The sequence below is a fragment of the Novosphingobium sp. MMS21-SN21R genome (assembly GCF_031846015.1).
Taxonomy (GTDB): Bacteria; Pseudomonadota; Alphaproteobacteria; order Sphingomonadales; family Sphingomonadaceae; genus Novosphingobium.
Genome location: NZ_JAVRDU010000001.1, coordinates 2,060,837 through 2,086,230, shown reverse-complemented (window position 1 = coordinate 2,086,230; position 25,394 = coordinate 2,060,837). Strand labels below are relative to the sequence as shown.

At 60.8% G+C, this 25,394-nt stretch carries 27 protein-coding genes; 19 read left to right on the top strand and 8 right to left on the bottom strand.

The window, feature by feature from the left end; genetic code table 11:
* Positions 1 to 42 precede the first annotated feature (42 nt).
* Positions 43 to 1,158, bottom strand: coding sequence for an alanine dehydrogenase (gene ald, locus RM192_RS10080; RefSeq protein ID WP_311507405.1), 1,116 nt, complete (start codon positions 1,156 to 1,158; stop codon positions 43 to 45).
* Between the two features lie 143 nt (positions 1,159 to 1,301).
* On the opposite strand from ald, the gene RM192_RS10075 reads away from it, so the two are divergent.
* The 11 genes from RM192_RS10075 (at position 1,302) to RM192_RS10025 (ending at position 10,996) form a co-directional block, all read left to right on the top strand.
* Positions 1,302 to 1,772 carry an Lrp/AsnC family transcriptional regulator gene (locus RM192_RS10075; protein ID WP_311507404.1) on the top strand — a complete coding sequence of 157 codons (471 nt, stop codon included), beginning with the start codon at positions 1,302 to 1,304 and terminating at the stop codon, positions 1,770 to 1,772.
* Positions 1,773 to 2,391: 619 nt separating this feature from the next.
* Positions 2,392 to 2,976: a hypothetical protein gene (locus RM192_RS10070; protein WP_311507403.1), complete on the top strand. Its 585-nt coding sequence runs from the start codon at positions 2,392 to 2,394 to the stop codon at positions 2,974 to 2,976.
* A gap of 96 nt (positions 2,977 to 3,072) precedes the next feature.
* On the top strand, positions 3,073 to 3,675 hold the full coding sequence (locus RM192_RS10065) for a hypothetical protein (protein ID WP_311507402.1): 603 nt from the start codon (positions 3,073 to 3,075) through the stop codon (positions 3,673 to 3,675).
* Positions 3,676 to 3,699: 24 nt separating this feature from the next.
* Positions 3,700 to 4,227 (top strand): hypothetical protein, encoded by a 528-nt coding sequence (locus tag RM192_RS10060; protein WP_311507401.1) that lies wholly within the window; start codon positions 3,700 to 3,702, stop codon positions 4,225 to 4,227.
* Positions 4,228 to 4,265: 38 nt separating this feature from the next.
* On the top strand, positions 4,266 to 4,856 hold the full coding sequence (locus tag RM192_RS10055) for a hypothetical protein (protein WP_311507400.1): 591 nt from the start codon (positions 4,266 to 4,268) through the stop codon (positions 4,854 to 4,856).
* A gap of 6 nt (positions 4,857 to 4,862) precedes the next feature.
* Positions 4,863 to 5,417 (top strand): hypothetical protein, encoded by a 555-nt coding sequence (locus tag RM192_RS10050; RefSeq protein WP_311507399.1) that lies wholly within the window; start codon positions 4,863 to 4,865, stop codon positions 5,415 to 5,417.
* A gap of 51 nt (positions 5,418 to 5,468) precedes the next feature.
* The gene (locus RM192_RS10045) at positions 5,469 to 6,023 is read left to right on the top strand and encodes a hypothetical protein (RefSeq protein WP_311507397.1); all 555 of its coding nucleotides are present in this window, start codon (positions 5,469 to 5,471) and stop codon (positions 6,021 to 6,023) included.
* 26 nt (positions 6,024 to 6,049) lie between these two features.
* On the top strand, positions 6,050 to 6,598 hold the full coding sequence (locus RM192_RS10040) for a hypothetical protein (RefSeq protein ID WP_311507396.1): 549 nt from the start codon (positions 6,050 to 6,052) through the stop codon (positions 6,596 to 6,598).
* Between the two features lie 30 nt (positions 6,599 to 6,628).
* Positions 6,629 to 7,378, top strand: coding sequence for a fimbria/pilus periplasmic chaperone (locus RM192_RS10035; RefSeq protein WP_311507395.1), 750 nt, complete (start codon positions 6,629 to 6,631; stop codon positions 7,376 to 7,378).
* A gap of 4 nt (positions 7,379 to 7,382) precedes the next feature.
* Positions 7,383 to 9,923 carry a fimbria/pilus outer membrane usher protein gene (locus RM192_RS10030; protein WP_311507394.1) on the top strand — a complete coding sequence of 847 codons (2,541 nt, stop codon included), beginning with the start codon at positions 7,383 to 7,385 and terminating at the stop codon, positions 9,921 to 9,923.
* 2 nt (positions 9,924 to 9,925) lie between these two features.
* Positions 9,926 to 10,996 (top strand): hypothetical protein, encoded by a 1,071-nt coding sequence (locus tag RM192_RS10025; protein ID WP_311507393.1) that lies wholly within the window; start codon positions 9,926 to 9,928, stop codon positions 10,994 to 10,996.
* 3 nt (positions 10,997 to 10,999) lie between these two features.
* On the opposite strand, the gene RM192_RS10020 is transcribed toward RM192_RS10025, so the two are convergent.
* The 3 genes from RM192_RS10020 to RM192_RS10010 form a co-directional block, all read right to left on the bottom strand.
* On the bottom strand, positions 11,000 to 11,410 hold the full coding sequence (locus tag RM192_RS10020) for a hypothetical protein (protein ID WP_311507392.1): 411 nt from the start codon (positions 11,408 to 11,410) through the stop codon (positions 11,000 to 11,002).
* A 254-nt stretch (positions 11,411 to 11,664) separates the two neighbouring features.
* Positions 11,665 to 13,041, bottom strand: a complete 1,377-nt coding sequence (fumC, locus tag RM192_RS10015) for a class II fumarate hydratase (protein ID WP_311507391.1) — start codon at positions 13,039 to 13,041, stop codon at positions 11,665 to 11,667.
* Between the two features lie 24 nt (positions 13,042 to 13,065).
* Positions 13,066 to 13,476, bottom strand: a complete 411-nt coding sequence (locus tag RM192_RS10010; protein ID WP_311507390.1) for a low affinity iron permease family protein — start codon at positions 13,474 to 13,476, stop codon at positions 13,066 to 13,068.
* A 229-nt stretch (positions 13,477 to 13,705) separates the two neighbouring features.
* Between RM192_RS10010 and RM192_RS10005 the strand changes: the two genes are divergently transcribed.
* Together RM192_RS10005 and RM192_RS10000 are read left to right on the top strand one after the other, a co-directional pair.
* On the top strand, positions 13,706 to 14,596 hold the full coding sequence (locus RM192_RS10005) for a sulfotransferase (RefSeq protein WP_311507389.1): 891 nt from the start codon (positions 13,706 to 13,708) through the stop codon (positions 14,594 to 14,596).
* Positions 14,597 to 14,711: 115 nt separating this feature from the next.
* A complete protein-coding gene (locus tag RM192_RS10000) occupies positions 14,712 to 16,811 on the top strand; it encodes a penicillin acylase family protein (protein ID WP_311507388.1) in 2,100 nt (699 codons plus the stop codon).
* On the opposite strand, the gene RM192_RS09995 is transcribed toward RM192_RS10000, so the two are convergent.
* From RM192_RS09995 to RM192_RS09980, 4 genes are read right to left on the bottom strand one after another with little or no spacing between them, the layout of a single operon-like run.
* Positions 16,799 to 17,347, bottom strand: a complete 549-nt coding sequence (locus RM192_RS09995; protein ID WP_311507387.1) for a nucleotidyltransferase family protein — start codon at positions 17,345 to 17,347, stop codon at positions 16,799 to 16,801. The two genes, RM192_RS10000 and RM192_RS09995, sit on opposite strands and share 13 nt — an antisense overlap.
* Positions 17,344 to 18,321, bottom strand: coding sequence for an XdhC family protein (locus RM192_RS09990; protein WP_311507386.1), 978 nt, complete (start codon positions 18,319 to 18,321; stop codon positions 17,344 to 17,346). The genes RM192_RS09995 and RM192_RS09990 overlap by 4 nt, the downstream gene beginning before the upstream one ends.
* A 10-nt stretch (positions 18,322 to 18,331) precedes the next feature.
* The gene (locus RM192_RS09985) at positions 18,332 to 20,491 is read right to left on the bottom strand and encodes a molybdopterin cofactor-binding domain-containing protein (protein ID WP_311507385.1); all 2,160 of its coding nucleotides are present in this window, start codon (positions 20,489 to 20,491) and stop codon (positions 18,332 to 18,334) included.
* Entirely contained in the window at positions 20,488 to 20,991 is a 504-nt protein-coding gene (locus tag RM192_RS09980; RefSeq protein ID WP_311507384.1) for a 2Fe-2S iron-sulfur cluster-binding protein, read from the bottom strand. Before RM192_RS09980 ends, RM192_RS09985 begins: the two co-directional genes overlap by 4 nt.
* 171 nt (positions 20,992 to 21,162) lie before the next feature.
* Between RM192_RS09980 and RM192_RS09975 the strand changes: the two genes are divergently transcribed.
* The 6 genes from RM192_RS09975 (at position 21,163) to RM192_RS09950 (ending at position 25,366) form a co-directional block, all read left to right on the top strand.
* Positions 21,163 to 21,849 carry a TetR family transcriptional regulator C-terminal domain-containing protein gene (locus RM192_RS09975; protein ID WP_311507383.1) on the top strand — a complete coding sequence of 229 codons (687 nt, stop codon included), beginning with the start codon at positions 21,163 to 21,165 and terminating at the stop codon, positions 21,847 to 21,849.
* Positions 21,850 to 21,949: 100 nt separating this feature from the next.
* The gene (locus RM192_RS09970; RefSeq protein ID WP_311508612.1) at positions 21,950 to 23,113 is read left to right on the top strand and encodes an amine dehydrogenase large subunit; all 1,164 of its coding nucleotides are present in this window, start codon (positions 21,950 to 21,952) and stop codon (positions 23,111 to 23,113) included.
* A complete protein-coding gene (locus tag RM192_RS09965; RefSeq protein ID WP_311507382.1) occupies positions 23,110 to 23,661 on the top strand; it encodes a MauE/DoxX family redox-associated membrane protein in 552 nt (183 codons plus the stop codon). The genes RM192_RS09970 and RM192_RS09965 overlap by 4 nt, the downstream gene beginning before the upstream one ends.
* A complete protein-coding gene (locus RM192_RS09960; RefSeq protein WP_311507381.1) occupies positions 23,661 to 24,260 on the top strand; it encodes a methylamine utilization protein MauD in 600 nt (199 codons plus the stop codon). The genes RM192_RS09965 and RM192_RS09960 overlap by 1 nt, the downstream gene beginning before the upstream one ends.
* 31 nt (positions 24,261 to 24,291) lie before the next feature.
* Positions 24,292 to 24,834: a methylamine dehydrogenase light chain gene (locus RM192_RS09955; protein ID WP_311507380.1), complete on the top strand. Its 543-nt coding sequence runs from the start codon at positions 24,292 to 24,294 to the stop codon at positions 24,832 to 24,834.
* A 10-nt stretch (positions 24,835 to 24,844) separates the two neighbouring features.
* A complete protein-coding gene (locus RM192_RS09950; RefSeq protein ID WP_311507379.1) occupies positions 24,845 to 25,366 on the top strand; it encodes a cytochrome C in 522 nt (173 codons plus the stop codon).
* Positions 25,367 to 25,394: the final 28 nt, after the last annotated feature.

Sequence of the window (25,394 nt, the reverse complement as noted above, 5' to 3'; positions counted from 1 at the left end):
CGGCCGGATGATCCGGCCGGGCCTTTCATTACATGATGATGTTCAGGCCAGTACGTCGGTGATTGGCGTGTAGTCATACCCCAGTTCACGCGCCACAGCTTCGTACGTCACCTTGCCTTCATGGACGTTCAGGCCAGCGGCAAGGTTCTTGTCGGCGCGCAATGCCGCCTTCCAGCCCATGCTGGCTATCCGCAGGGCGTGGGGCAGGGTGACGTTGTTCAGCGCATAAGTGCTGGTGCGCGCCACTGCCCCTGGCATGTTGGCAACGCAGTAATGGACGACACCGTCGACCACATAGGTCGGATCGGCATGGGTCGTGGCATGACTGGTCTCGAAACAGCCACCCTGATCGATCGCTACGTCGACGAGCACCGCGCCGGATTTCATCGTGCTAAGCATATCGCGCGTCACCAGCTTGGGCGCCGCCGCTCCCGGGATCAACACTGCGCCGATCACGAGATCTGCCTCGGCCACGAGGCTGGCGAGGGCGGCCTTGCCCGAATAGAGCGTGCGTGCGCGACCCTCGAAATGGTTGTCGAGCCGCTCGAGCACATCGGGATCGCGGTCGAGAATGGTCACGTCCGCGCCCAGACCGACTGCCATCTGCGCAGCGTTGACGCCCACCACACCGCCGCCGATCACCACGACTTTGCCGGGAAGCACGCCTGGCACGCCACCGAGCAGTACTCCGCGTCCACCATGAGCCTTTTCGAGCGCGGTGGCACCTGCCTGGATCGCCATGCGCCCGGCTACCTGACTCATCGGCTTGAGCAGGGGGAGGGTATTGCCGGCGCCTGTTACAGTTTCATAGGCAATGGCAGTCACGCCCGACTTGACGAGATCGGCCGTCTGTTCGGGATCCGGTGCGAGGTGCAGGTAGGTGTAGAGGATCTGACCCTTGCGCAGCATCGTACGTTCCACCGCCTGCGGTTCCTTGACCTTGACGATCATTTCGCAGCCGTCGAACACCGTTTTCGCATCAGGCTTGATCACCGCACCTGCGGCTTCGTAGTCTGCGTCGCTTGCGCCAATACCGTTGCCTGCACTGGTCTCCACCCAGACATCGTGGCCGTGAGCGACAAGTTCGCGGGCACTTTCTGGGGTAAGGCCCACGCGATATTCGTGGTTCTTGATTTCACGGACGGTGCCGACGCGCATGACGATGCTCCTGTACCTTGGACAACATTTTGCCCTGCAAGAGTATCCCGCGCTGACTGATGGTTCTTGCCTATTTTGTGCTTTGCCGCGGCATCTCATGGTGATATTTCCCAGATATTCGATAGAGTACGGGAAAAATCATCGTGGATCGTGCTGATATCGCATTGCTGGAAGCGGTTCAGGCCGACTCGGCACTTTCGATCGCCGACCTTGCCGATAAAGTTGCGCTATCACCATCAGCCTGCCACCGGCGTATAAAGGCGCTTGAAGCGGCCGGTGTGATTGCTGGATATGGCGCACGGTTGGCCCCGCGCCAACTTGGGCTGACAGTCGAAGTGTTCGTCGAAATTACGCTGACCAGCCAAAGCCGCGAAGCGATGGACCGGTTCGAGCAGGCTGTGCTCGATTTCGACGACATCCTCGAATGCCACCTGATGTCCGGAACGGCTGATTACCTGTTACGCGTGGCAGCTCGTGATCTTGAACAGTATGACCGGATACACCGCGATTGCCTCGCCCGCTTGCCGGGAGTTTCAGCAATGCGGTCAAGTTTTTCGCTGCGCCGGATCAAGCAGATGCAGGGTTACCCGGTACGACGGTCGACCAATCCATGAGGGAGAAGGGCAAATATGGCCCTGATTGCTTGTCATTCGCGACCTGAATCAATTGCGCGACTCGGCCTTGGCGACGGCCGCGACGGAGCTGAATTGGCGACGCTGCATCACTAAATCGGTGCATCACCATTAACCATTTCTGTTAAACTTCTTCCACAATCGCAAAATTCCGAGCCATCAATTTTTGCGTTTGCAGAGCGGGGCAGCATTTCCGATTGTCTTGTTCCGTGCGGCTTTAGATGGTTAAGGCCGGGTCGGAAGCCGCCATTCCGGTGTAGCAAAAGCAGGAATTAACCACTGTAATTAATTCACCAAAACCGACCTATCCCTGCCTGAATTCATCCATTTTCAACTTATCACGAGTCACGCCCCGGTTCAGCAATGCGTTACAAGGTTACCAACGTGTTAATAATCTGTGATGCTCTGCTGAGACCTTATCTGTACCGAAGTTAAAGCGCCGAATATGGAAAGATAAGATTCCACTATTCTGCACATGACTTGTCCACGGCGCGCAGCATGCTTGCTGCGTGAAGGAGGAGGCTTTTGCTTAGCATCCGGTCGACCGACTTTTGGTCGAAGGGGTGTGTCCATGTCGTTTCGTCGGCTGATTTGCTGCATAATGCTGAGCGCCATTGGCTTCGCTCCTGCGGTGGCAATGGCGCAATCGACGATTGCAGGACCGACCGCCTATGTTGGCGGAAGCCGGCAGTTCTCGATACCCGTCATCGCATCAGTAGGCGGACGTTGCACGTTCGCTTTGAACGGCGCGCCGTCGGGCAGTTTCGACGCTGGGCAGCTCGATCAGGCGGGATGGTCGAACCAGTTTCCATTCGTGCTGGACTGCAATGGCGCGGCCCGTGTCGGGATTACCTCGGCAAATGGCGGCCTGCGGACAGGCGCACAGCCAACCGAAGCAGGGTATCTTGGCATTGCGCCTTATTCGGTTCGGCTCAATCTCGCCGGTGAAAATGGGGCCAATGCCAATGCGCAGTGCGATGTTGCCAACCTCAAGCTGAGCGCGGCGGCGCCATGTACTTTTATCGGACCCGCCACGCAAGCACAGGGACTGCGCATTGCGCCAAGCTCACGGAATCTGACGGGTTCGTACCTGGAAGTCAGCGCCAGCGCTTACGTCGGGCCGGGCGTGCTGGTCCAGGGAACATATTCTGACACGCTGACGGTGACTGTTTCTGCCGCGATCTAGCGGCTGCTCGAACGCGTGCGGAGATATTGCACGCACTTTGGAATGCCGGCCCGCCAAATCGGGGATGTCCGGCGGATGACTTGAAAGGAAAAGACAATGAAGAAGATCCTGTTGCTCTCCGCTGCTTCTATGATTGTAGCGGCGGCTACTCCGGCCGCAGCGCAAAGCGTGACCGGCACCGTCAACGTGACGGGCAATGTCCAAGGTCGCTGCTCGGTCGTCGCTGCGGGTGGTGCTGCGGCGCAGACCTTCACCGGCACGATCGGCCTTGGCCAGCTGGACGAAGATGATGGCACGCTCAAGGCTGGACTCGAAGGCACCAGCAGCGCTGCTTCGGGTGGCACGCCGTTTGCAACGCGCGTCGTTTGCACAGCTGCATCGGTCAACGTTGATGTCGCCGCTGAAACACTTGCCAACGGCACGCGCGGCACCGCTCCAGCGACCGGCTATGCGAACGAAATCAACTATACTGCTGAAATGGAAGTCGCCCTTGCTGCGGGAACGACCGACAAGGTCACCTTTGCGACCGCTTCGGCATCGAACGCCGGTGCTTCGAAGGCAGTGGGCCGTCTTGCGGCCAGCGGCAACAATGTGACCGTGCGTGCCTACGGGTTCGCCACCAAGGGTGCTTCGACGAACCTCCTCGTCGCAGGTGACTACACCTCGACGATCACCGTCAACGTTTCGCCGTCTGCCTGATCCGTCAATGAGGAGTAAAGTCGGATGATCAAGGTTTTTGCTGCAGCGGTGATCGCTGTTGCTGGGCTCCCGGCAATCGCGTCCGCGCAATCGGCTACTGGAACGGTCGATGTCAATGGTTCGGTGGAGGGGCGCTGCCTCTTCACCGTGCCCAACGAAACGATCAGCCTTGGTGAGCTAGCGCTGGGCGGGACTGACGGCACTGCCGGGCGCCTGGACACCGCAAAGGTCGATAACCAGTCCGCCACGTTGAGCGGTTGGTGCAACCATGCCGCAGCAACGATGAAAGTCGAAGCTTTGGCCTTGGTCAATTCTGCGGCCACCACCAGTGCGTCATTCACCAATCGGGTCGACTTTACTGCTTCGGCAGCCGCCAACGGCGCAACCGCAAGCGACACGACCACTGATACCGCCGTCGGCGCAGAAGAAGATGTCGGTATGTTCGCAGGCGACGTGGTCGTGACTCTCGCCAGCGCATCGGCCGGGGGCAAGCTGCTCGTCGCCGGTGACTATGCAGGCCAGGTGCTCGTGACCCTCGCGCCCAACTTCTGACCATGGACTTGCGCGACTGTCATATCCGGAGAGTTAGCATGAAGACGTTCAAGTATTTCGGCGCTCTGGCGGCATTTCCACTGCTCGTTGCCCCAGTCGCTTCGATGGCGGCTGAAGCGACTTCGGACAGTGACAGCGCGCAAGTTGCGGTCAATGGATCGGTTGCACGACTGTGCATACTGGGTGAACCGTCGCAGCCAGTCGTTGATCTCGGCCAAATGGCGCAGACATCGGGGGCCAATGTCGGGCGCGTCGCTGCGATTTCGGCGCGCACGGTCACATTGCCCAACAGCTTCTGCAATTTTGCAGGGTCGGTTGTCTCGGTGACGGCGGGCGCGCTCGTCGGCGATAGTGGCGGGACGCCGCCAGCGGGCTTTGCAAAGGCTGTGAATTACACCGCAACAGCATCGGGCTGGGCGTCGGGAGATGCTGTAGTGACGACTGCTGCGGCATCAGACGGCAGCGATCCCGAATCCACGACTTTCGGCGGAACGCAGCCCGATCCCAAGCTGGCAGACATAGACGTACAACTGGCCGGCTATACCGTGCCCGGAAACGCACTCTTGCTGGCTGGGAATTACACCGGCCTGGTGACTGTGACGCTCGGCCCTGTCTCGATTTCGGAGTAAGCTGAGATGAAACGCCATATCCTGCCCCTATTCGTTGCGATTGCCTTGCTGCCTTCGGTGGCGCTGGCGCAGTCCGCAACCGACACCAGCGAGTTTTCCGTGATCGGCACGGTCCCATCGATCTGCGTCGGCGGTTCGGTATCTGAGGCGGGGGGAGTGTTCGATCTGGGTGTTCTGGTGGACACTGCCACGGGGTTTATGCGCAACGATCTTGCCGCCCCAGCGCAAATCCTGAACGGTAGTTTCTGCTCATCGCGAAGCACCATTGCAGTCGCTGCAACGCCGATCGTGGCGCAAACTTTCACTGCAGCAGCGCCAGCCGGATTCTCGCGCAGCGTTGATTATGTCGCAACAGCGTCGGGATGGACCACAAATCCTGCGGTCTTCGGCACATCGGCCGCTGCAAATTCTGCCGCTTCGCAAACGCGGGAGACTGCCTTCAGCGGGCCGATAACGGTCGGTATTGGCAGCTTTGCCACCACGGGCGGAAGCGCGCTGCGGTTGGTGGCGGACACATCGTACCTCGGCACGGTGACTGTCACGCTGACGCCGGAGAGCTGAGCCATGGCCCGCTACGCCTGTATTGCATCTACCGCTATGGCAGCTGCGACGATGACACTGAGTTCGGCGGCGTGCGGGCAAGTGGCTCTTGCCTCCCGCGCACTGCCGGTGACCGGTTCCACTCCGCAGGTCTGCACGATTACGGAAGGAGATCTTCAGGCAGGACAACTCGTCAATTTCAACGGGGTTACCGGTGACACGCTCCAAATCACCCAGCTTGTCGATCAACAGAGCCTTGCTGCGCGCGGTGCCAGTGCCACGCTGACTTTCAGCGCTGTGTGCAATTATCCGCACCAGATCAGGATCGAGTCCGAAAACAACGGACTCTGGCCGACGGACGGCAGGATTGCGGTCGATGCGCCCGGTTTTGCGACAGCATTGCCCTACGATGCGCGTGTAACCTGGTCTGACCGGTCGGGTCTGCTGCAAACCGACGCACTTGTGCGAAGCAGCCGCGAACAGCGCATCTCGCTCGATCAGGCAGCCGCCGGCACAGTGACTCTGCGTCTGGCGATTGCTGCGGGGGCCTCGAACAACGGCAGCAACGCGCCGGTCTTGGCAGGCGTCTACGGCGATACGCTTCGCATCTTTCTGGAGCCACGCTGATGCGGTGCTTGTTCACTTTTTCCGTGATGACGACTGCTTTTGTCAGCGGCCCGTCGCAGTTGGCGCTTGCGCAGGACGTCTCACGGGCGTCGCAGAGTCTTGAACTGAGTGCCACCGCTCCGTCTGCTTGCGTGGTTCGCACACCGAGGATGATTTCCGCCGCGAATGCGACCTTTCAGCCAAATGGTAGTGCTGGCGGCCAGGTTACGATTACGCGGCTGGTCGATCCTGACACGGCGTTGGCGCGTGCAACCAGCGTAGAGATTGCCGTTCCCGCCACATGTAATTCCTCGCACCGTGTATCTGCATTGTCAGGGCGGGGGGGGCTGCAACGTATCGGTGCGACGGGCGCTCAAGGCACCGGCTTCTCCGAGTTTCTCACCTATTCACTGCGTCTTGGTTGGGCCGACGCCCAGCGCGAACAGGCCAGCAATCTTGGCCCGCTGGCGGTGTCCGTAGCCAATGGCGCAACCGGCGAGATCGCTTTGCGGGTTGCAACATCCGCAGGTGGAACGCCGCTCATCGCCGGCCAATACGACGATTCCATCGTGATCCAATTGCAGCCGGCGGACTGATCCATGACCGCACGTATCAGGAGCCTGCCTGTGAAGACGCTTCGAAATTGCTTCGTTGCAGCAACGATCCTGCTGGCGATGCCGACTACGTCCGTGATGGCGATGACGGTGCAGCCAGTGGTGATCGACCTCAAGACGTCGGGCCGCGACATGTCGCAGGTGGTCACGGTAGAGAACACTTTTGCCAATCCGTTGCCGGTAGAATTGACCGTACAGGAACTGACGCTGACTGAAATTGGCGTGTCGCCCACGGGCAAGGATCCAGGCGATCTTCTGGTTTTCCCGCCACAAGCCCTGATCGAGCCGGGCCAGACGCAGTCTTTCCGCGTGCAATATGTCGGTGATCCTGCGTTGGCGACCAGCAAGCATTACTACATCACCGTCGCGCAGCTTCCGGTCAAACTGCCTGAGGGGCAGTCTGCGATCCAGATTCTCTACAACTTCCAGGTCCTCGCGAGTGTCGCGCCTGCGGGGATGAAGCCGCAACTCGAGGTCCGGTCGGCAGAGGTCGGCAAGGATGCGCAAGGGAAGCCCGTTGCAGTGTTGACGGTTGCGAACGGCTCTTCCGCACATGGCTACCTGAGCGCCAACAAGCTGCGGCTGCTCGAACGTGACGCAAGTGGCAAGGAGCAATTCCGCCGCACGATGTCCGGGCCGGAAATACAGCAGACCATGGGCTTCGGCCTGATTGGCGGAAACCAGACGCGCAAGGTCACGGTGCCGGTCGAATTGCCACTTGCCGACGGCAAGGTCGAGGCCAGCATCAGTCCGGAGGGATGATCCCATGAAGGCCTGGGCAAAACGGGCATGGGCGCTTGGCGCCAGCGTGCTGATCATGGGAAGAGCTTCGTTCGAATGCGCGCAAGCTGCGGAAGCGGAGATCGGCGGCATCGAAGGGGCGGCGCTGGCACTGGCCACAGCCGCCGAAGGATCGGGCCAGCTTCCTGCGCCTGCGTTCCGCGCGCAGAAGCTGAACCCTACGGGCCGCGCCGTAGTGCTGACCGTTCCCGCCAAGGACGGCGGAAGCTTCCTTGGCGACATTCCGTTGCAGATCGATGCCGACGATCACCTGACGTTCCCGGCACAACGGGCAATTCAGGTTCTCTCGCCGATCCTCAATCCGGATGTACTCGAAAACCTGCGAACAGCATTTGGCGGCAAAGCGCAAATAGGTCCTGAGGATTTCGCGCCTGCCGGTATGCGGGTCGAATATGATCCGCGAACTCTGGAACTACAGTTTCAGATCCCGACCGAGCGCCGGGCGTCGCGAAGCTTCTCGGTTTCTGCGCTAGACCGTACGCAGGTCGGTGACTTGGCCAAACCTGCGGATTTCAGCGCATACATCAATATGCGCGGATCGCTCGACCTGATTGAAGATGGTGTGAACACCGGCCTTCAATCGCCTGTGATGCTGCTCGATGGCGCGATGCGGTTGGGCCCGGTTGTCGCGGAAAGCGATGCTGTCTGGCAGCCAGGTGGCTTCGGCACCGATTTCCAGCGTCTTGGCAGCCGACTTGTTTATGACGACACGAAAAACCTCGTGCGGATTTCAGCGGGAGATCTGGAAACGCAGGCCCGGGGGTTTCAGTCCGCGCCCGACATTGCGGGTGTTTCGCTGTTCCGGTCGTACAGCGTACTCAACCCGCAACAGATCGTACGCCCGCGCGGCGATCGCGCATTCCGCCTTGACCGAGCATCTACGGTCGAGGTGGTTGTCAATGGGCAGCAAGTTCGCCGTTTGCAACTTGCTCCCGGCAACTACAACTTGCGCGACTTTCCGTTCACGCAGGGCGCAAATGACATCCGGCTCAATATTCTGGACGATGCTGGGCGGACAGAAGTCGTTCGGTTCAACATCTTCGTCGATCAGACCCAGTTGGGCAAAGGGCTTAGCGAATTTGGCCTTTACGCTGGGGTCAAGGCGCCTTTGGGGCTGAGTGGCCCGGTCTATTCAAACGACTGGATTGCATCAGGTTACTACCGCCGCGGTCTGACCGATGCGATCACGCTGGGCGCGAACTTCCAGGCGGATGAGCGCAGCCGAATGGGCGGGATGGAGGCAGTATTCGGCACGCCGATCGGCACGCTTGGCGCCAACGTCTCGTTCAGCAAGGTGGATGGTGTTGGCTCCGGTCATGCTTTCAATGCGACTTTCCAGCGATTGATCCAGCGTCCAAGCGGGCTTGGCGACACGTTCAACCTGTTTGTCGAGCGCCGGAGCCGCCGGTTTGCGCCAGTCAATTTCTTCCTTCCGGACAACCCCTATCGTTACGAAATCGGCGGGGGATACACGCATTCCTTCACGACCAGTCTTTATGGCGGCGTCGATGCGCGCTTCTCGAAGGGACGCAACGGCCGGCGCGATGTGCACAACTACCGGATCAGTGCAGGCTGGCGCATATCTGACCGCGCAACACTCAATGCCGAAACCCGCTTTCAGCAGGATTCTCTGGGCAAGGACGTCAGTGGTTTCGTCTCGCTGATCGTGCGGCTCGGTCGTTACTCCACCGTCCGGTCGGAATTCGACACGCGCGACAATCGCGCGCGCTCATCGTACCAGACGCTCAGCGGTAGCGGCATCGGCAGCTATAACGTCAGCGCCGATGTGGAACGGTCGGACAATGGCGCAGGCGTCAGCGTTAACGCCAATTACTTCGCCAATCGCGGGGAGCTGGGCTTCAGCCATTTCGGTACGTATACGCGCGGCTTTGGCGATAGTGTGAACCAGCGCAGCACCTTCCGGCTTGGCACTTCGCTGGCGCTGGCCGACGGGGCGGTCTCGCTCGGGCGTCCGATCTACGACAGTTTCGCCATCGTCAAGCCGCACAAGAGCCTCGGCAAGGCTGATGTAATCGTCGATGCGTCAACCTTCGGCAATGCGGCCAACACCGGAATGCTTGGCGCGGCAACGATGCCTAGCCTTCCGTCCTACTCCGAACGGACAGTGCCACTCGACGTGAAGGACGCACCCGCGGGCACGGATATCGGGCAAGGCTCGTTCCGTGTGTTCCCCCGCTATCGCAGCGGTTATGTCGTGACGGTCGGCTCCGACTACAACGTCACCGCGCTTGGCCTGATGCGCGATGTTGATGGTGAGCCGGTTTCACTGGTCAGCGGCACGGCAACCCAACTCGCGCATCCCGAACGCCCGGCGCTGACTGTCTTCACCAATCGCATCGGCCGATTCGGCGCGACAGGCTTGGCGCCCGGCAAGTGGAAAATTGAAATGCTGGATGCTGCCCGGTCGAGTTTCATTATCGATATTCCAGCGGACGCGAAGGGCATCGTCCAGCTTGGTGAAATCAAGGCGAAAGAGGGCCAATAGCCATGTTGCGCGGTCTTAAGAGTGCTCGTGTTGCCCTTGGGCTTCTGGCCTTGGGTGCGGTGTTTGGCGCGCGGGCAGCCAGCGCTGCAACTTGTGGCATCACCGGATCAGCCGTGGCTACGGTGGCCACATATGACCCGTTCGAGACGACAGGGTTCACAACCAGTGTAACACTGACGCTCACGCGAATTAACGGCAATGGCGGCGAGAAGACTGACATCGTCAACTTCTACATCAAGGGTCGGGACGCAGATTCTGTCGGCACTTCGGTCGGGGCGAACTCGGCCGCAGTCGCAGGACAGGTGACCGGTTTGGGGCTGGATATCTTCTACGATTACAACGAGGCTGTGCCGACGGTCAGTCCAACGTCGCTCAGTCCGAGTGCCACCGCCCGTTTTCTCAAGGTAGCATTTACCGGCAACAATGGTGCGTCTGATACCGCAGTCGTAACTTTTACGGTTACTTTGCCGAGGAACCTTAATGCGACAGCCGCAACCGAATTGCCATTCGACGCCTATTTCGGTTGCAGCACAACCGGCGGTGGACAAGGCACGCAGCAAAGCGGCAACCTGCCGAACGCAATCCGCATGCCGATCAATATCTTGAGCGCTCTGCGCGCGGGCTTCGTGGGCACGGCACTCGACTTTGGCGAACTCGCCCAAGTGACTGCGGTTCAGGCGCCCACGGTCAAGACCTCGACGTCAAACTACGTCCGCGTGCAAAGCTCGGGGCCTTATCAGGTTTCACTGGCTGTCGATTCTGCCGATGCCAACCCTTATACGCTGACGCCAAATGCCTCGGCGACGACCGACCCGCTCCAGCGCATCCGCTATTCGCTGAAATTCCTTGGCCAGACGCGCTCAGCTACGGCGGCGACACCTATTACGCAGACTTGCGCCCGTGCCGGTGTGGGCGATGTGGTCGAGGATCGCCTGCCGCTTCAGGGAACTCTGATCGATGGCGGGACATCCAAAGCCGTATCGCCGAACTACTCGGAGTTCCTGGTCGTAACGATATCACCACTTGCAGCGGGAACCGCCGCACCGGTCGACTGCGGCAATATCGCCCTTTGATCGTCAGCGCGGTTCGATGCGAAAGCGGATCGAACCGCCCTTCTTGCCATTGCTGTCGATCACGATTTCGCGTGCCGAGATCGCTGCGTGCGAACTGTCACTGATCACGATTTCGCCTGAACCATCAAGATTGAAAACTCGGCCGTCGACGATCAGCTTGCCCGATGCGAGTTGCGGCGAGTAGCTGGCGAGGACACGGTAGCCTGCGCCACTGTTGCAGAATTCACGAAGGGTGCCTTGGATCTGGTTTGCCGACAACGTCGCGCTGGCGCCGCTCTCGACGCTCACGCGGCAGACGACGGGGACGGTTCCGCGAATATTGATGGTCGAAACAGCTTCGGTTGCCGAAACCGCACCGGCCATCCCGGCAGAGCCGGCGACTGTTGCCAAAAGGATTGCCGTTGAAAACTTCATAGTACGAACTCCATTGCAATGTTCGTACAATGCAGCTGCCATCCCAAACGCGAGGTTGTGTCATCTGGTTAACAATTGGCCTAAAGATGGCAGGAATTACGGTATTGCGCGGTTTTTCAGCCATAATGGTGCTAAGTATGACTACTTATCGGATCAAGTGGTCGGGGGTTATTCTGGGCAACTGTGCAGCGTTTGTGGGTGGTGAGAACAGAATCTGGTAGCGATCGATCACATATAAGGCGCTTGGCAATGGGCTAGACCATGTCCTGCGGTCGGACCAGACGGTCGAAGGTCGCGTTGTCGACCAGGCCCAGAGCCATGGCTGCTTCGCGCAAGGTGATGTCGTGCTCATGCGCATGTTTGGCAATCTTCGCAGCATTGTCGTAGCCGATTTCAGGCGCCAGAGCGGTGACTAGCATCAGAGACCGTTCGACGAGATCGGCAATGCGCTTGCGGTTCGGTTCGATACCTTCCACGCAGCGGATCGCGAAGCTCGTCATGCCGACCGAAAGCAAATGCACCGAGCGCAAGATGGCGGCGCCGATCATCGGCTTGAACACGTTGAGTTCAAGATGGCCCTGCAACCCGCCGATCGTCACCGCCTGATGGTTGCCGATCACTTGCGCTGCAACCATCGTGAGCATCTCGGCCTGGGTCGGGTTCACTTTGCCCGGCATGATCGAACTGCCTGGCTCGTTGGCCGGAAGGTCAAGCTCGCCAATTCCGGACCGTGGGCCAGAGCCTAGCAGCCGGATGTCATTGGCGATCTTGGTCAGCGCGACAGCCAACGTGCTCAATGTGCCGGAAAGCTGGACCAGCGCGTCGTTGGAGCCGAGTGCTTCGAACTTGTTGGGCGCGGTGATGAACGGGCGTCCGGTGAGTGAGGCGATCTCGCTGGCGATGTCATCAGCAAACCCCGGAGGCGCGTTGAGGCCGGTGCCGACCGCAGTCCCGCCTTGGGCGAGCCGCAGCAAGTGACTTTCGGCCTGTTTCAGGCGTTCGGTTGCGTCCTCCAATTGCTGAGCATAGCCCGAGAACTCTTGGCCGAGGGTCAGCGGCGTCGCGTCCTGCAAATGCGTGCGCCCGATCTTGACGATATTTGCCCAAGCCAGTGCAGCCCCCGCCAAAGCGGCGCGCAACCGCCCGAGAGCGGGAAGCAGGTCGCGGTTGAGGCCTTCTACTGCGGCGATATGTAGGGCGGTCGGGAACGTATCGTTGGACGACTGCCCCATGTTTACATGATCGTTGGGGTGGACGGGGCTTTTCCCGCCCCGCGTGCCCGTCAGCAATTCGTTGGCGCGCCCTGCGATGACTTCATTGACGTTCATGTTGGTCTGGGTGCCGCTGCCGGTCTGCCAGATCACCAGCGGGAACTGATCACCCAGCCCGCCGTCAGCAATTTCCGTGGCGGCTTGGTCTATGGCTTCGGCGATGTGGTCGGGCAGGCCATGACGACAATTGACGCGCGCTGCGGCGCGCTTGATCAACGCGATTGCCCGGATGATGCCCAGTGGCATCGCCTCGGAAGGCCCGAACGGGAAGTTCTCGATGCTGCGCTGGGTTTGTGCACCCCAGTATGCCTGAGCAGGAACGTGGACATCGCCCAAGCTGTCGGTTTCGATCCGGTACATCGCTTCACTCCTGGCTGCCTGACGTCAGGTCCGTCTTAACAGAGCTTCCACGCTGTCGTCGGCGGTTGCTTGCTTGTCGGTCAATCCGCCCACTTCCTTTTCGAGTGCGGTCCGCAACCGGCAGATTTCGTCATCGGTCAGATGCTCGATGCCGACGAAGCCTTCACGCGCCTTGTCGACCGCCCGCAGCAGTTCGTCCAGCTTGGCCTGCATGGCGGCAGCGTCGCGATTCTGGCTGTTCTGGATAAGGAACACCATCAGGAACGTGATGATCGTGGTTCCGGTGTTGACCACGAGTTGCCAGGTATCGCTCCATTGGAACAGCGGGCCGCTCAATCCCCAGCCGACGATGATGGCCAAAGCCGCCATGAACGTTGCGGGGCGGCCCGCCATCGCGGACACCTTGTTGGCGATTGCAGTGAAGAAGTGGTCCATCACGACCGACAATCCTTGGGTTCGAGTTCTGGCGAGCCGGTGGCGCGCGCCGTTGCATGCAACTTCGAGCGATAAACCAAGGCACGAACGTCTCGTTCCGGCAGGTCCTGTGCTGCGATGCGTCAATTGGCGTAGCAACGATGTTCTGCCGCGCAGGTAGCGTGTTCGTGAGGCCCAAGATCATGGCGCCGCGAGATCTGTGCAAGGTGAAGGACTGGCATCCGGACGTATGGGAAAGTTTGTCGAAGAATTCTCCCATCTTTCAAGACGCAATGCCGTGCAGCGTCAGCAGTTTCCTTATGATCTAGCCGCCGATGAGCGCTCGTTCGAAGCCTTGCGCTCGGCCTTTGCCCGCAGTTTGCCACTGATACCGGATAGCAACATCGGCGAAGCACCGATTTTCGTATTGGGATTGCCGAACACGGGCATTTCGCAGGTCGAGCGCATTCTGTCGTCGCATTCGGGGGTACATTCGGGCGGCGCCTTCCAAGCCCTGCCACTGGCGATCAAGCAGGCCTCGGGGACCGGCTCGCTCGAATTGCTTGGCGCCGATACGGTCGAGGCGGTGGCTGGTCGATCAGCAAGGCTGATTGGCGAAGAGTATATCAACTGCGCCGCTCAAGTCGCAGCCCCAAAAGGGAAGAGGGTTACCGACAGTTTCCCGCTGAATTTCCTCTATCTAGGCTGGATCGTCGCCGCATTGCCCAATGCGACCATCGTCAACCTCAGGCGCGGGACGATGGACAGCGTCTGGAACAATTTTAAAAACATCGTCCCGGCAGACGCAGCCAAATACCGCTGGTCAACCGACATCATGGACACGGCACGCTACGTGTTGATGTACCAGCGCATCATGGCGTTTTGGCGCCAGCGATTTCCCGGGCGCATCCATGAAGTCATCTATGATCTTCTGGTCACCGATCAGGAGGCACAGATTCGGCGGATGCTCACGCACTGCGGCTTGTCTTGGGATGACGCCTGCCTGGAGACAGCCACCACGGCTGCGCCCCACGCGGATGCTTCGGTAGATTCGCATGGCTCAGGAAGTTGGCGTGATTTTCAAGATCAGCTCGGCGAGGTCATCGACTTCTTTACCGAGAATGGAATTCCGCTCGATTGAGTTCGGGCGAAACGGCATCAAGGCGAGGGGACCCGCTCTCTCAATCCTTTCGCCTTGCTGCGGGAAAGGGGCTAAGCATCGCTCCATGACAAACTGGCTTCTTTCCCGCAGTCTAATGGTTTGCGTCCTGACGACGGGAGCCTGTCCTGCTCTGGCCGCAACCGCGCCCGATGTCACGATCACGCGCGACGATTGGGGCATCGCTCATATACGAGGCAAGACCGATGCCGACGCCGTATTCGGCGCAATTTATGCGCAGGCAGAGGATGATTTTCCGCGCGTAGAGGCAAATCTGCTCATGGCCTTGGGGCGCACGGCGGAAGCGGAAGGCGAAGACGCGCTGTGGCAGGATTTGCGCCAGCGCTTGTGGATCGATCCGGAGGCTCTGAAGCGCGATTACGCGGCGTCGCCTGCATGGCTGCGCAAGCTCATGGACGCTTGGGCCGGCGGCCTCAACCATTACCTGGCCAAGCATCCTGGTGAAAACCCGCGCGTGCTCAAGCGGTTCGAACCGTGGATGGCCCTATCGTTTACCGAAGGTTCCATCGGCGGAGACATCGAAAAGGTCGCGTTGAAGCCGCTTGCCGCATTCTATGGCGGCGAGCCTAGTGCGCTGGCCCTGGCTGCCGACGATCGGCGCGACCGGGAGCCGCGAGGGTCAAACGGCATTGCGATTGCGCCTAAGCTTGCTGCGGATGGCCATGCCATGTTGCTGATCAATCCTCACACGTCGCTGTTTTTCCGGTCCGAGCTTGGGATGGAAAGCGGGGAGGGACTTCACGCCTACGGCGCGTCCACTTGGGGCCAGTTCTTCATTTATCAGGGCTTCAACGAACGGCTGGGCTGGATGCACACCACTAGCGGCGCGGACAATGTCGACGAGTTTGTGGAGACGGTTTCGCGAAGGGGTGAGAAGTGGTTCTACAAAAAGGGAACTGCGCACAAGCCGTTTGCCGAACGCAACGTCGTCTTGCACTTCCGCAAGCCAGACGGGACGCTCGGCAGCCGCACGTTCACGACTTACGCCTCGCATCACGGTCCGGTTGTGCGCGGCGAGGGCGGACGCGCAAACTGGGTGACTGTTTCGCTGATGCACCGCCCGATTGCGGCGCTGAGCCAATCGTGGTTGCGAACGAAAGCGACTTCGCAAGCTGAATATCTCAAGACGGCTGCGCTGAACGCTAACTCTTCCAACAACACCCTTTATGCCGACGCAGATGGCAATATCGCGCTGCTGATGCCGCAGTTTGCCCCGCGCAGGGACGCGCGCTTCGACTATCGTGAGCCGGTCGAAGGCAGCGATCCGGCAGCGGACTGGAACGGGCTTTACACGCTCGCCGAAACACCCAAGGTTGTTAATCCAGCGTCAGGGTGGATTTACAACTCCAACGATGCGCCGTGGCGTGCGGCGGGTGTGGGGACGCTGAAGCCTCAGGACTACGCGGTAACTTTCGACCGGGTAGGGGCTAATCCCCGTGGAGACCACGCAACCGAACTGCTGGGCAAGACGAAAGGCCTGACTGTCGAATCACTCCACGCCTTGGCTTACGATCCGCACTTGCCCCTATTCGAGGACCTGATTCCGGGCCTTCCTGTTCCGCCTTCAGGTGATGTGCTGGCAGGGCCGGTCGCGCTGCTAAAGGGCTGGGACCGTCGCTGGTCTGCCAGTTCCGAGGCGATGAGCCTTGCGAACTACTGGGGCGATGAACTTGAGGTGGCCGTTCGCGCTGCGATGCCGAGCCACGCCAATGTGTTTGACGAGATGCGCAAGACCTCGCCCGACGCCCGCATGCAGGCGTTGCGCAGCGCCTTGGCCCGGATGGACAAGGACTGGGGCAGCTGGCGCGTTCCATGGGGCGAGGTCAACCGCTACCAGCGCACTACGGCTGATATCGTTCAGCCATTTAGCGACGCCAAACCGAGCCTGCCGGTCGTATTCGCTTCGGCTCGCTGGGGTTCACTTGCCTCGTTCGGTGCGCGGCAATATCCGGGCACGAAGCGGTGGTATGGAACCAGTGGCAACAGTTTCGTGGCTGTTGCCGAATTCGGCCCGCGCGTAAAGGCGATTGCGGTTTCTTCTGGGGGCGCCAGTGGCCGCGAAAATTCCCCCCATTTCAACGATCAGGCCGAATTCTACGCGTCTGGTAGGCTGAGACCGGTCTACTTCTACCAAAGCGACCTCGAAGGCCATGTGGAGCGCGCTTACCGACCCTGAAGCAAAGCCGAGGCACGGTGCAGGTCCTCTGGCGTGTCGACATCGAGCGCGAGCGACGGTTCGAGCTCCACTGCCGGGGCGTCGCGCAACATGGCACCAGCGCCCTTGTCGCCGGAAAGCGCGGTCAGCGCCTGAAAATGCGCAGCGCCAAAGATGGCCGGAACCATGATCAGATTGCCGACGCGCGTGCCCGTTCGGTCGCCACGGAAGTGGGCGATTAGCGCTGCAAAGTGGGATGGCGGAACGAGCGGCATGTCAGCCAGAGCGATCAGAACCGCTTGTTCGCCTTTCAACGCGGCGATGCCAAGGCTGATCGAGCGGGAGAGGGGCGCGCCTGAAGGATCAAGCAGGACGCGCTCGAAGCCGGGCAAGGCGGGCGTTTGGACCGAACACACTGCGATCCGCCGGGTGAACGGCAAGGCTGCCAGGTTGTTTGCGGCGTGCTGGGCGAGGGATCTACCGTCAAGGGGCGCTGCCAGCTTGTCGCCTCCGAAGCGCGTGCCCCGGCCTGCAGCGAGCAGAAGCAGGGCCGTCATGCGGAATTTTTCGTCGTCAATGCTTCGCCGGTCCAATACGTCCAGTGCGCGAGGGCATTATAGTCCGCGACAATCTCGCCAAGGATGGAAAGTGCAAGGGTCGCCGGGTCGCGCGTGGCCGGGATCAGGCCAATGTGCCCGCGCAATGCCTTGATCCGTGCAAGGGGTACGCCTGCGGCTTCAAGTGCTGCCAATCGTGCGGTGTGGGTTCGCCTGCTGCCGATTGCACCGTGGTAGAAGCCGGGGAGGCCAAGCGCTTGCGGTAGAAGGTGTTCCTCCCAGTCGCGGCCATGGAACAGGAACAGTACCGCGCTCCACGGGTCGCTGGCGATGACGGGAAGGGCATTTCGTGTCGACAAGTGCGTGCAGGATATGCCGTATTGCTCAAGCAACGTGCAGGTTGGCTGGTCCGGCGTGAGAGCATGGACTTGTGCGCCAAAGGCAGCGGCAAGGCGTGCAAAGGCAGACAGATCCTCGCCTTGTCCGAACGCATGGACTTGCAGGGCGGGCTGGTAGACCAGGGTCAAGGCCGTGCCATTCCAGGCGCTCGCAGCTGAATCCTGCGATTCCGCAACCGTGTCGCAACCGATCAACAGTGCGGCAGGAGTGCGGGCATCAAGTGCGGCGAGTGCCGATGCGATGGCCTGCGAATCTGGCTTGGGCGTGAACAGCAAATCGATCCCGCCACCACAGGGCAGACGAATGTCGATGTACGGCGAGCCGATGCCATAGCGGACGACGCGGCCCCAGCCTTCCTCCAGCGTTTCCAGCGCTTCGGTGGCGACGGCCTCCTCGATGCAGCCACCGGAAAACGATCCGATCCGGCGGCCATCGGTGGCAACAGCCATCTGTGCGCCTATTGCGCGCGACGACCCGCCCTCGATTCCGACGAGCGTGACGACAGTGCATTCCACACCTTCTGCGCTGCGTGCAGCGAGGAAGCGCAGGATCTCGACGGGAGTAGTGGCGACCATGCGCTGCGCGCTATAGCATCTCCAGCGGCAGACGGCGATGCCGCTTTCCGGTGGCGGCATAAATTGCGTTGGCCAATGCCGGAATGACCGGAGGAAGCGCCGGTTCACCAAGACCAGTTGGCGGGAAATCGGTCTTCACGAATTCCACAGTGATTTCGCGCGGCACCGCGTCGATCCGCATCAGCGCAAAGTCGCCGAAGTTTTCGGCCGTGATCGCGCCAGCTTCCTGCACGAGTTTCTGCCCTAGCATTGCCTGTCCAAGCCCTTCGATCGCCGCGCCTTGCGATTGGTGCAGCGCGTTGATCGGGTTGATGATCTGCGACCCCACGTCGCCCGCCATCCACACCTTGTCGACTTTCACCGCGCCGTTTGTCACGGTCACATCCACGACCTCAGCAAAGTAGCCCAAGTGGCTGAAATAGAAGCCGAAGCCGCGCCCCTTCTGGCGCCCCGTCCAACCTGCCATCTTGCAAACGGCATCTATCACGCCGCGTGCGCGGCCTGTGTGAAAGGCCACGCGCTCGCCCGGGACCTCACGCGGCGCGCCAAGCGTGCGGCGCATCAGCTCGGGCAGATCCAGTCCAGCCGCCTCGGCGACCTCGTCGAGGAATGACTGAAACACGAATGCCATCGCATTCGAACTGGGGGCGCGCAGCCAGCCCGTGGCGAGATTGGTTGCCATGTAGCTCACGCCAAGATCGACGTTGGCGACGACCGGCACCGGGAATTCGGCAGGCGTCATCTGCGCTGCCCGCAACGGCTTGCCGTCCTTGCCGAACGTTACGAAGTGATTCTTGAGCGCGACGAGCGCGCCGCTCGCGTCCAACCCTGCCGTGAAACGGTGCCAGCCGGCCGGGCGGTAGAAATCGTGGCGGAAATCATCGGTGCGGTCGAACAGCACCTTCACCGGCTTGCCCGGCAGAGCCTTCGCCGCTTGTCCGGCAATGACCATGTAATCGTTCATCAGCCGTCGCCCGAAGCCGCCGCCAATCCGCGTCATGTGGATCGTCAGCGCCTCGGGCGTGAGCCCGCAGAACTTCGCGGTGTCAGCGCGGCCTCCGGCCGGCGCCTGGCTCGGGGCCCAGATTTCCAGCTTGCCGTCCTGGAACAGCGCGGTGCAATTCTGTGGTTCCAGCGTGGCATGTGCGAGGAAGGGGTAGTCGTAGTCTGCCTTGACCACTGTGGCCGCGCTGGCAAGCGCTGCGTCGGCATTGCCCGCCTTGAACAGGCTGCCTTGCGGAGCGCTCGAGATCAGTGCTGCGGCATCGGCCTCATACTTGGCGGTCGAAAAGCCGTTAACAGCGCTGTCGTCCCACTTCACGGCCAGCTTTTCGCGGGCTTTGCTCGCCTTCCACCAACTGTCGGCGATAATCAGCACCGTGTCGGCTTTGCCTTCGGCGACAAAGCCACTGTTTACGGGAACGACTGCAAGCACGCCGGGGATCGCCTTGACTGCTGCGTCGTCAAACGACGCGACGGTTCCGCCGTGCGCGGGGCATTTGACGACGGCGGCGTGGACCATGCCCGGAAGCCGTGTGTCTATACCGAACAGTGGCTCGCCCTTGACGATCTTTGGAACGTCGATGCCGGGCTTTGACTGACCGATGATCGTGAATGTCGCCGGGTCCTTGAGCGGGACCTTGGCAAGATCGGGTGTGGCTTCGGAGGCAGCTGCCTTGGCGAGCGAGGTATACGTCAGGCTCTTTCCGCTAGCCTTGTGCAGCACCGCGCCTTTTGCCGTGGTCAACGTAGCCGCATCGACGCCCCACTGCTTTGCCGCCGCCGCGACAAGCATCGCTCGCGCTGCCGCGCCGACCTGCCGCATCGGCAGCCAGTTGCGCGGTGTTGCAGTGCTGCCACCGGCCACTTGCGGGCCGAAGCGCGTTTCGTCGGCATCGGTCTGCTCGATCCGCACCTGCTCCCATGCGAGGTCCAGTTCCTCGGCGATCAGCATCGGCAACATGACCTTGATGCCTTGGCCAATCTCGGGATTCTTTGCGCCGATGGTTACTGTATTGTCCGCGTTGATCCGCACGAAAGCGTTGAGGACTTCGGGGGGAGCTGTGCCTGCCGCAGCCAGCACGACGGAGGCGTCGAACGTCAGTACGGCTCCGCCTGCCAGTGAAGCGGCCATGAACGATCGGCGGTTGAGGAGGACGGACTGGCTCATGCCGCCTGCTCCTGATCCGGAGTGCCTGTGGACGCCGTCTCCACCGGAAGCCCGGCTGCCTGCCGGATTGCGGCACGAATACGCAAATATGTGGAACAGCGGCAGATGTTGCCGCTCATCCACCCATCGATTTCATCCGCGCTGGGTTTGGAATTCTGCTTCAGCAGCGCCGTTGCCGACATGATCTGACCGGCCTGGCAATAACCGCATTGCGGCACATCCAGTGCAGTCCACGCCGCCGTAACTCGCTTGCCGATGTCGCTGGTGCCGATGCCTTCGATCGTCGTGACGGCCTTCCCGGCGGCGTCCGCAATCGGCGTCTGACACGACCGGACTGCCTCGCCATCGAGGTGTACGGTGCAGGCTCCGCACAGGCCGGCACCGCAGCCGAACTTGGTCCCCGGCATGTCGAGATCTTCGCGAAGCACCCAAAGCAGCGGCTTGTCCGCCTCGGCATCAATCACGCGCTTGCGACCGTTCACGGTGAGGGAAACGCTCATCAATCTGATTCCTTGGATAATTCCGTACCGCGAACACGCGCACAAATGCACGGCACCCGGCCAAGCCGGGAAACTGGACAGCCATACAGGTATGGTCAAGCGCCTTGTTGGGCAGCGACAACCGTTCCAGCGCTTTGCCATTGGCGCGCGTGAAAATCTGATGTTATGCGCATGGCCATGGCCGCCCGTCCGGACACCGTTGAAAGCGATCTGCCCTCTGCGCCGCGCCCCGGAACATATGTTCGCGGGACGGAAACGGTCGACGCCATCATCCGGGCCGCTTTGCGCGTCCTGATCGATGAAGGGGCAGGGGCCTTCACCATCAGGCGCATCGCCGCCGAATGCGGGATGAAAGTCGGCAACGTCAGTTACCATTTCCCCAAAAAGGAACTGCTGATCCAGACGCTTCTGGACGACATCATCGGCAATTATGACAAGTTGCTCGAACGCACCGTGCGTCAGCCAGGTCTCGATGCCGAAGAGCGGCTCCGGCTCATCGTCGTGTTGTGCCTTGACGACATCGCGGGAAAGCGGACCACACGCCTGTTTACCGAGCTTTGGGCGCTGGCCAACCACAACGATTTCGTCGGTGACAGGGTTCGGGTGTTCTACCAGCGCGTGCATGACATTATCGCGGAGTATGTCGCCGAGTTGAACCCGGCGTTGAGCGAGGACGAAGTCCGATCGGTCGCCATCTACATCAGTGCATCGATGGAGGGTGCGACTCCATTTCTGGGCTATGAAAAGCCTTGGGCAAGCCGGATGCGGGCGTTCACTGCCATTGCAACCCACGCGCTGGTTCAGCTTGCCAAGACGATCACTTCGCGTGAGATTGCCGGACTTGCAGACCGTACCTGACGGGTGGTCCTCAAGCTAATTTTCGCAGGTGCGAAAAGGAACTTGACCTAATCTGGACGACCGTCAAGACTTCGGTCGTTCAAGCAAAGGGGCCTTGGTGATGCTGGTGCGCGGCAAATTGGCTGGTATGGGTTATGGTGCCGCGCTGGCGGTCGCATTGGTTTCCCCGGCAAGTGCCGAGAGCGTGGTGCCTGAAGCCGAGGAAGCCACGGTCAACACCCTCGCACCACCCACGTCGGCCTGGTTCTATGTGCGCGGAGGCTGGGGGTCCGCCGGTTCCAGCATATTCGATGCTGGGACGGGTAAAATGGTCGGCATGATCGCAACCAGCCGTGATTCGGACATGGCAATCGACCCGGCAGGCAAGGCTTATTATGTTGCCGAGACCATCTGGTCGAAAGGCAATCGCGGCACCCGACAAGACATCGTGTCGATCTACGATTCAAAGACGCTTAAGCTTGTCAGTGAGATTCCGACGCCGGGCAGGCTGGTTATCGGCGGCCTCAAGACAAATTTCGTTCTGACCGACGACGGCAAGACGGCTTACGATTACAACTTCGATCCAGCCTCGTCGGTCAACGTCATCGACCTGGTAAAACGCAAATTCGTGCGATCGATTGAGTTGCCCGGTTGTGCCAGCCTTATTCCCAACCCCGGCGTCGGGTTCTCTGCTCTCTGCGCTGACGGTACGATGGCGACGGTCGCCATCAAGGGGGCGGCGCAGGATATAACCCGCACCGAACCCTTCTTTGATGCGGCGGCAGACCCGATCTGGTCGAACTTCGCTTATGACCGCAAGAAAAAGCAGGCGGTACTGCTGAGCTATACCGGGCTTGTCCGCATCGCCACGATCGGTGCGAAGCCCACCGTCAGCGAACCATTTTCGATCCAGCAGGCCGCGGGGCTTCGCACAGCCGACACCAAGCCGCTCGATATTGCATGGTATCCCGGCGGCGGGCAGGTGATGGCCTTGCACCGACCCTCGGGCATGCTCTGGGTGCTAATGCATAAGGGCGAATATTGGTCGCACAAGGAAGGTGCCGAGGAAATCTGGGGCATCGATCTGGCGGCGAAGAAGGTCGTCAAGCGCTTCCCGCTGGAGGAAAAGGTCAGCAACATCGAGATCACGCAGGACGATGCGGCGACGATCATGGTCAACAGCTACAAGAACGACGCTTGGATCATCGATTCGAAAACCGGTGATATAAAACACACGATCAAGGACGCCGGCGGCGGCCACATCACCGTGATGGAGCCGATGTGACTGAGCTTGTCCAAACCGCAATGAGCGTTACGGGCGGGATCGGCGCGACCGGGGTAGGCCTGGTTTTCCTGACAGCGGGAATCGCCAAGCTTCGCAGCCGACGGATTTTTCCGGGTGTCGTCGCCAATTACCGCCTTCTTCCCGGTCCACTGGTGGCGCCCTTCGCTGCGGCCTTGCCTGTTGCCGAACTGGCTATCGGCGCTGGCTTGCTGGCCGGGCTGATGCTTGCCGCAATTCCCGCAATCGCCCTTCTTCTGGCCTTCGCCGTGGCCATGGCGGTGAACATTGGGCGCGGAAGGGCTCATATCGATTGCGGCTGCGGTAGGTCCGAACTGCGCCAGCCGCTCAGCCGCACACTGGTCTTGCGGAACATTGCACTGGCGTTGCTGCTTGTCCCTGCCACTGTCGCTTTACCCGCGTTCATGACCGCCGAATGGCTGATCGCGCTGGCGGGAGGTACCGCGCTCTATCTGCTGACACTGCTCGTCAACACTCTGGCCGCGCTGGCTTCGGGCCCGCTTGCAGCGCAGGAAAGGAATTCGCTATGATGACCGCACTGATTGTCAGTCAGGTGATTTCCTGGCTGGTCATCCTGGGGTTGGTGCTGACGCTGCTCGCGCTTGCACGGCAGGTTGGCGTGTTGCATATGCGTGTGGCTCCGGCCGGGGCGTTGACGACGAGCGGTGGTCCGGCGGTAGCCGGAAAGGGGCCAGCTGTCCCGGCGCGTACGCTCGATGGCAAGGACGTAATCGTCGGTGGTCCTGCGAAGTCTGTCCCACTGCGGTTGCTGATGTTTGTTTCGGCAACATGTCCGCTGTGCAAGGGGCTCATCCCTGCCGCGCGGTCCTTCGCGCACGACGAGCGTGTCGAGCTGACCTTCGTGGGTGACGATCATGCGACTGCGCAGCGCGGGATGATCGCGCAGCACGGGCTTGAGGCCTATCGATTCATCAACGGACCGGAAGTCGGCCAGGCCTACGAAGTTGGCAAGCTGCCGTATGCGGTCTTGCTCGATGCCGAGGGGACCATCCTCTCGAAGGGCCTCGTCAATAGCCGCGAACATCTGGAAAGCCTCGTGATCGCGCATGAAATGGGTATCGCGACGGTGCAGGACTACATTTCGAAGCTCAAGGTTCAGGCCGCCTGAGCACCGGGTAATCGTGAAAAGGGGGCATTCCATGAAAACTTTCAATCCCGACGCGATTGGCGAAAAGCTGCTCCGGCGCTTTGCCGGGCGTACGTCTCGCCGGAGCATCATCTCGAGGCTCGGCATTGCGCTGGTGGCCGCGCCGATCTTCCCTGTGCTGCCCGTCAGCCGCGCTGCTGCCGCAAAACCGGATCGCTCGCCAGAAGCCAAGACATCGTTCGCCCGCAATGCGCAGACCAAGGATGACACCAAGTGCGATTACTGGCGGTATTGCGCCATCGACGGGGCGCTCTGCACTTGCTGTGGCGGCGGTATCCACTCCTGCCCGGCAGGGGCTGAGCCTTCGCCGGTCTCATGGGTAGGGTCATGCATCAATCCCGATGATGGCAAGGCCTATATGATCGCTTATCGTGATTGCTGCGGCAAACCCGCGTGCGGCCAGTGCGGTTGTGACAACACCGACCGTGAGACGCAGGTCTATTTGCCGCAACTCAACAACAACGTGATCTGGTGTTTCGGCACGAGCAGCATGGAATACCACTGCTCCACCGCGATCATGATCGGTGCGGCCTGACGAGGTCGCGATGCGGCGGATCGTTCTTGCTGGTCTGGTAGCAGCGCTGGCGGCGCTTGCGCCGACGCTTGCAGCCAAGACCGATCCGCGCGCCGAAACGATTGCCCACGGTCTTGCTGCCATGACCGATCCCGACCTCGCGCGCGCCGATTATGTCGAGCATTGCGCAGGGTGCCATGGGGTGCAGGGCATCTCGGCCCCGGCGAAACTGCCGGAACTGCGCGGGCGGGTAGGCTACATGATGTGCACGCCCGCCACACGGTCTTACCTTCTGCGCTTGCCGAATATCGCAAAGAGCCGGTTGAGCGACAACCAGCAACTGGCCGACATGCTCAACTTCATGGTGTTCGGCATCGGCGGTGAAAGTGTGCTGCCGGGCACGCAACCATTTACCGCAGCGGAAGTGGGATATGAGCGCCAGTTCGCGCTGACGTCGGCCTCGCTGGTGGCCGAGCGCAAGCGCCACGTCGAAACCGCGATACATGAATGCGGTGCGCCCGCTTCCTTCCGCGATTTCTACAAGCCGCGATAGGGCCCGGGCACCCGAACCTGCATGTTGT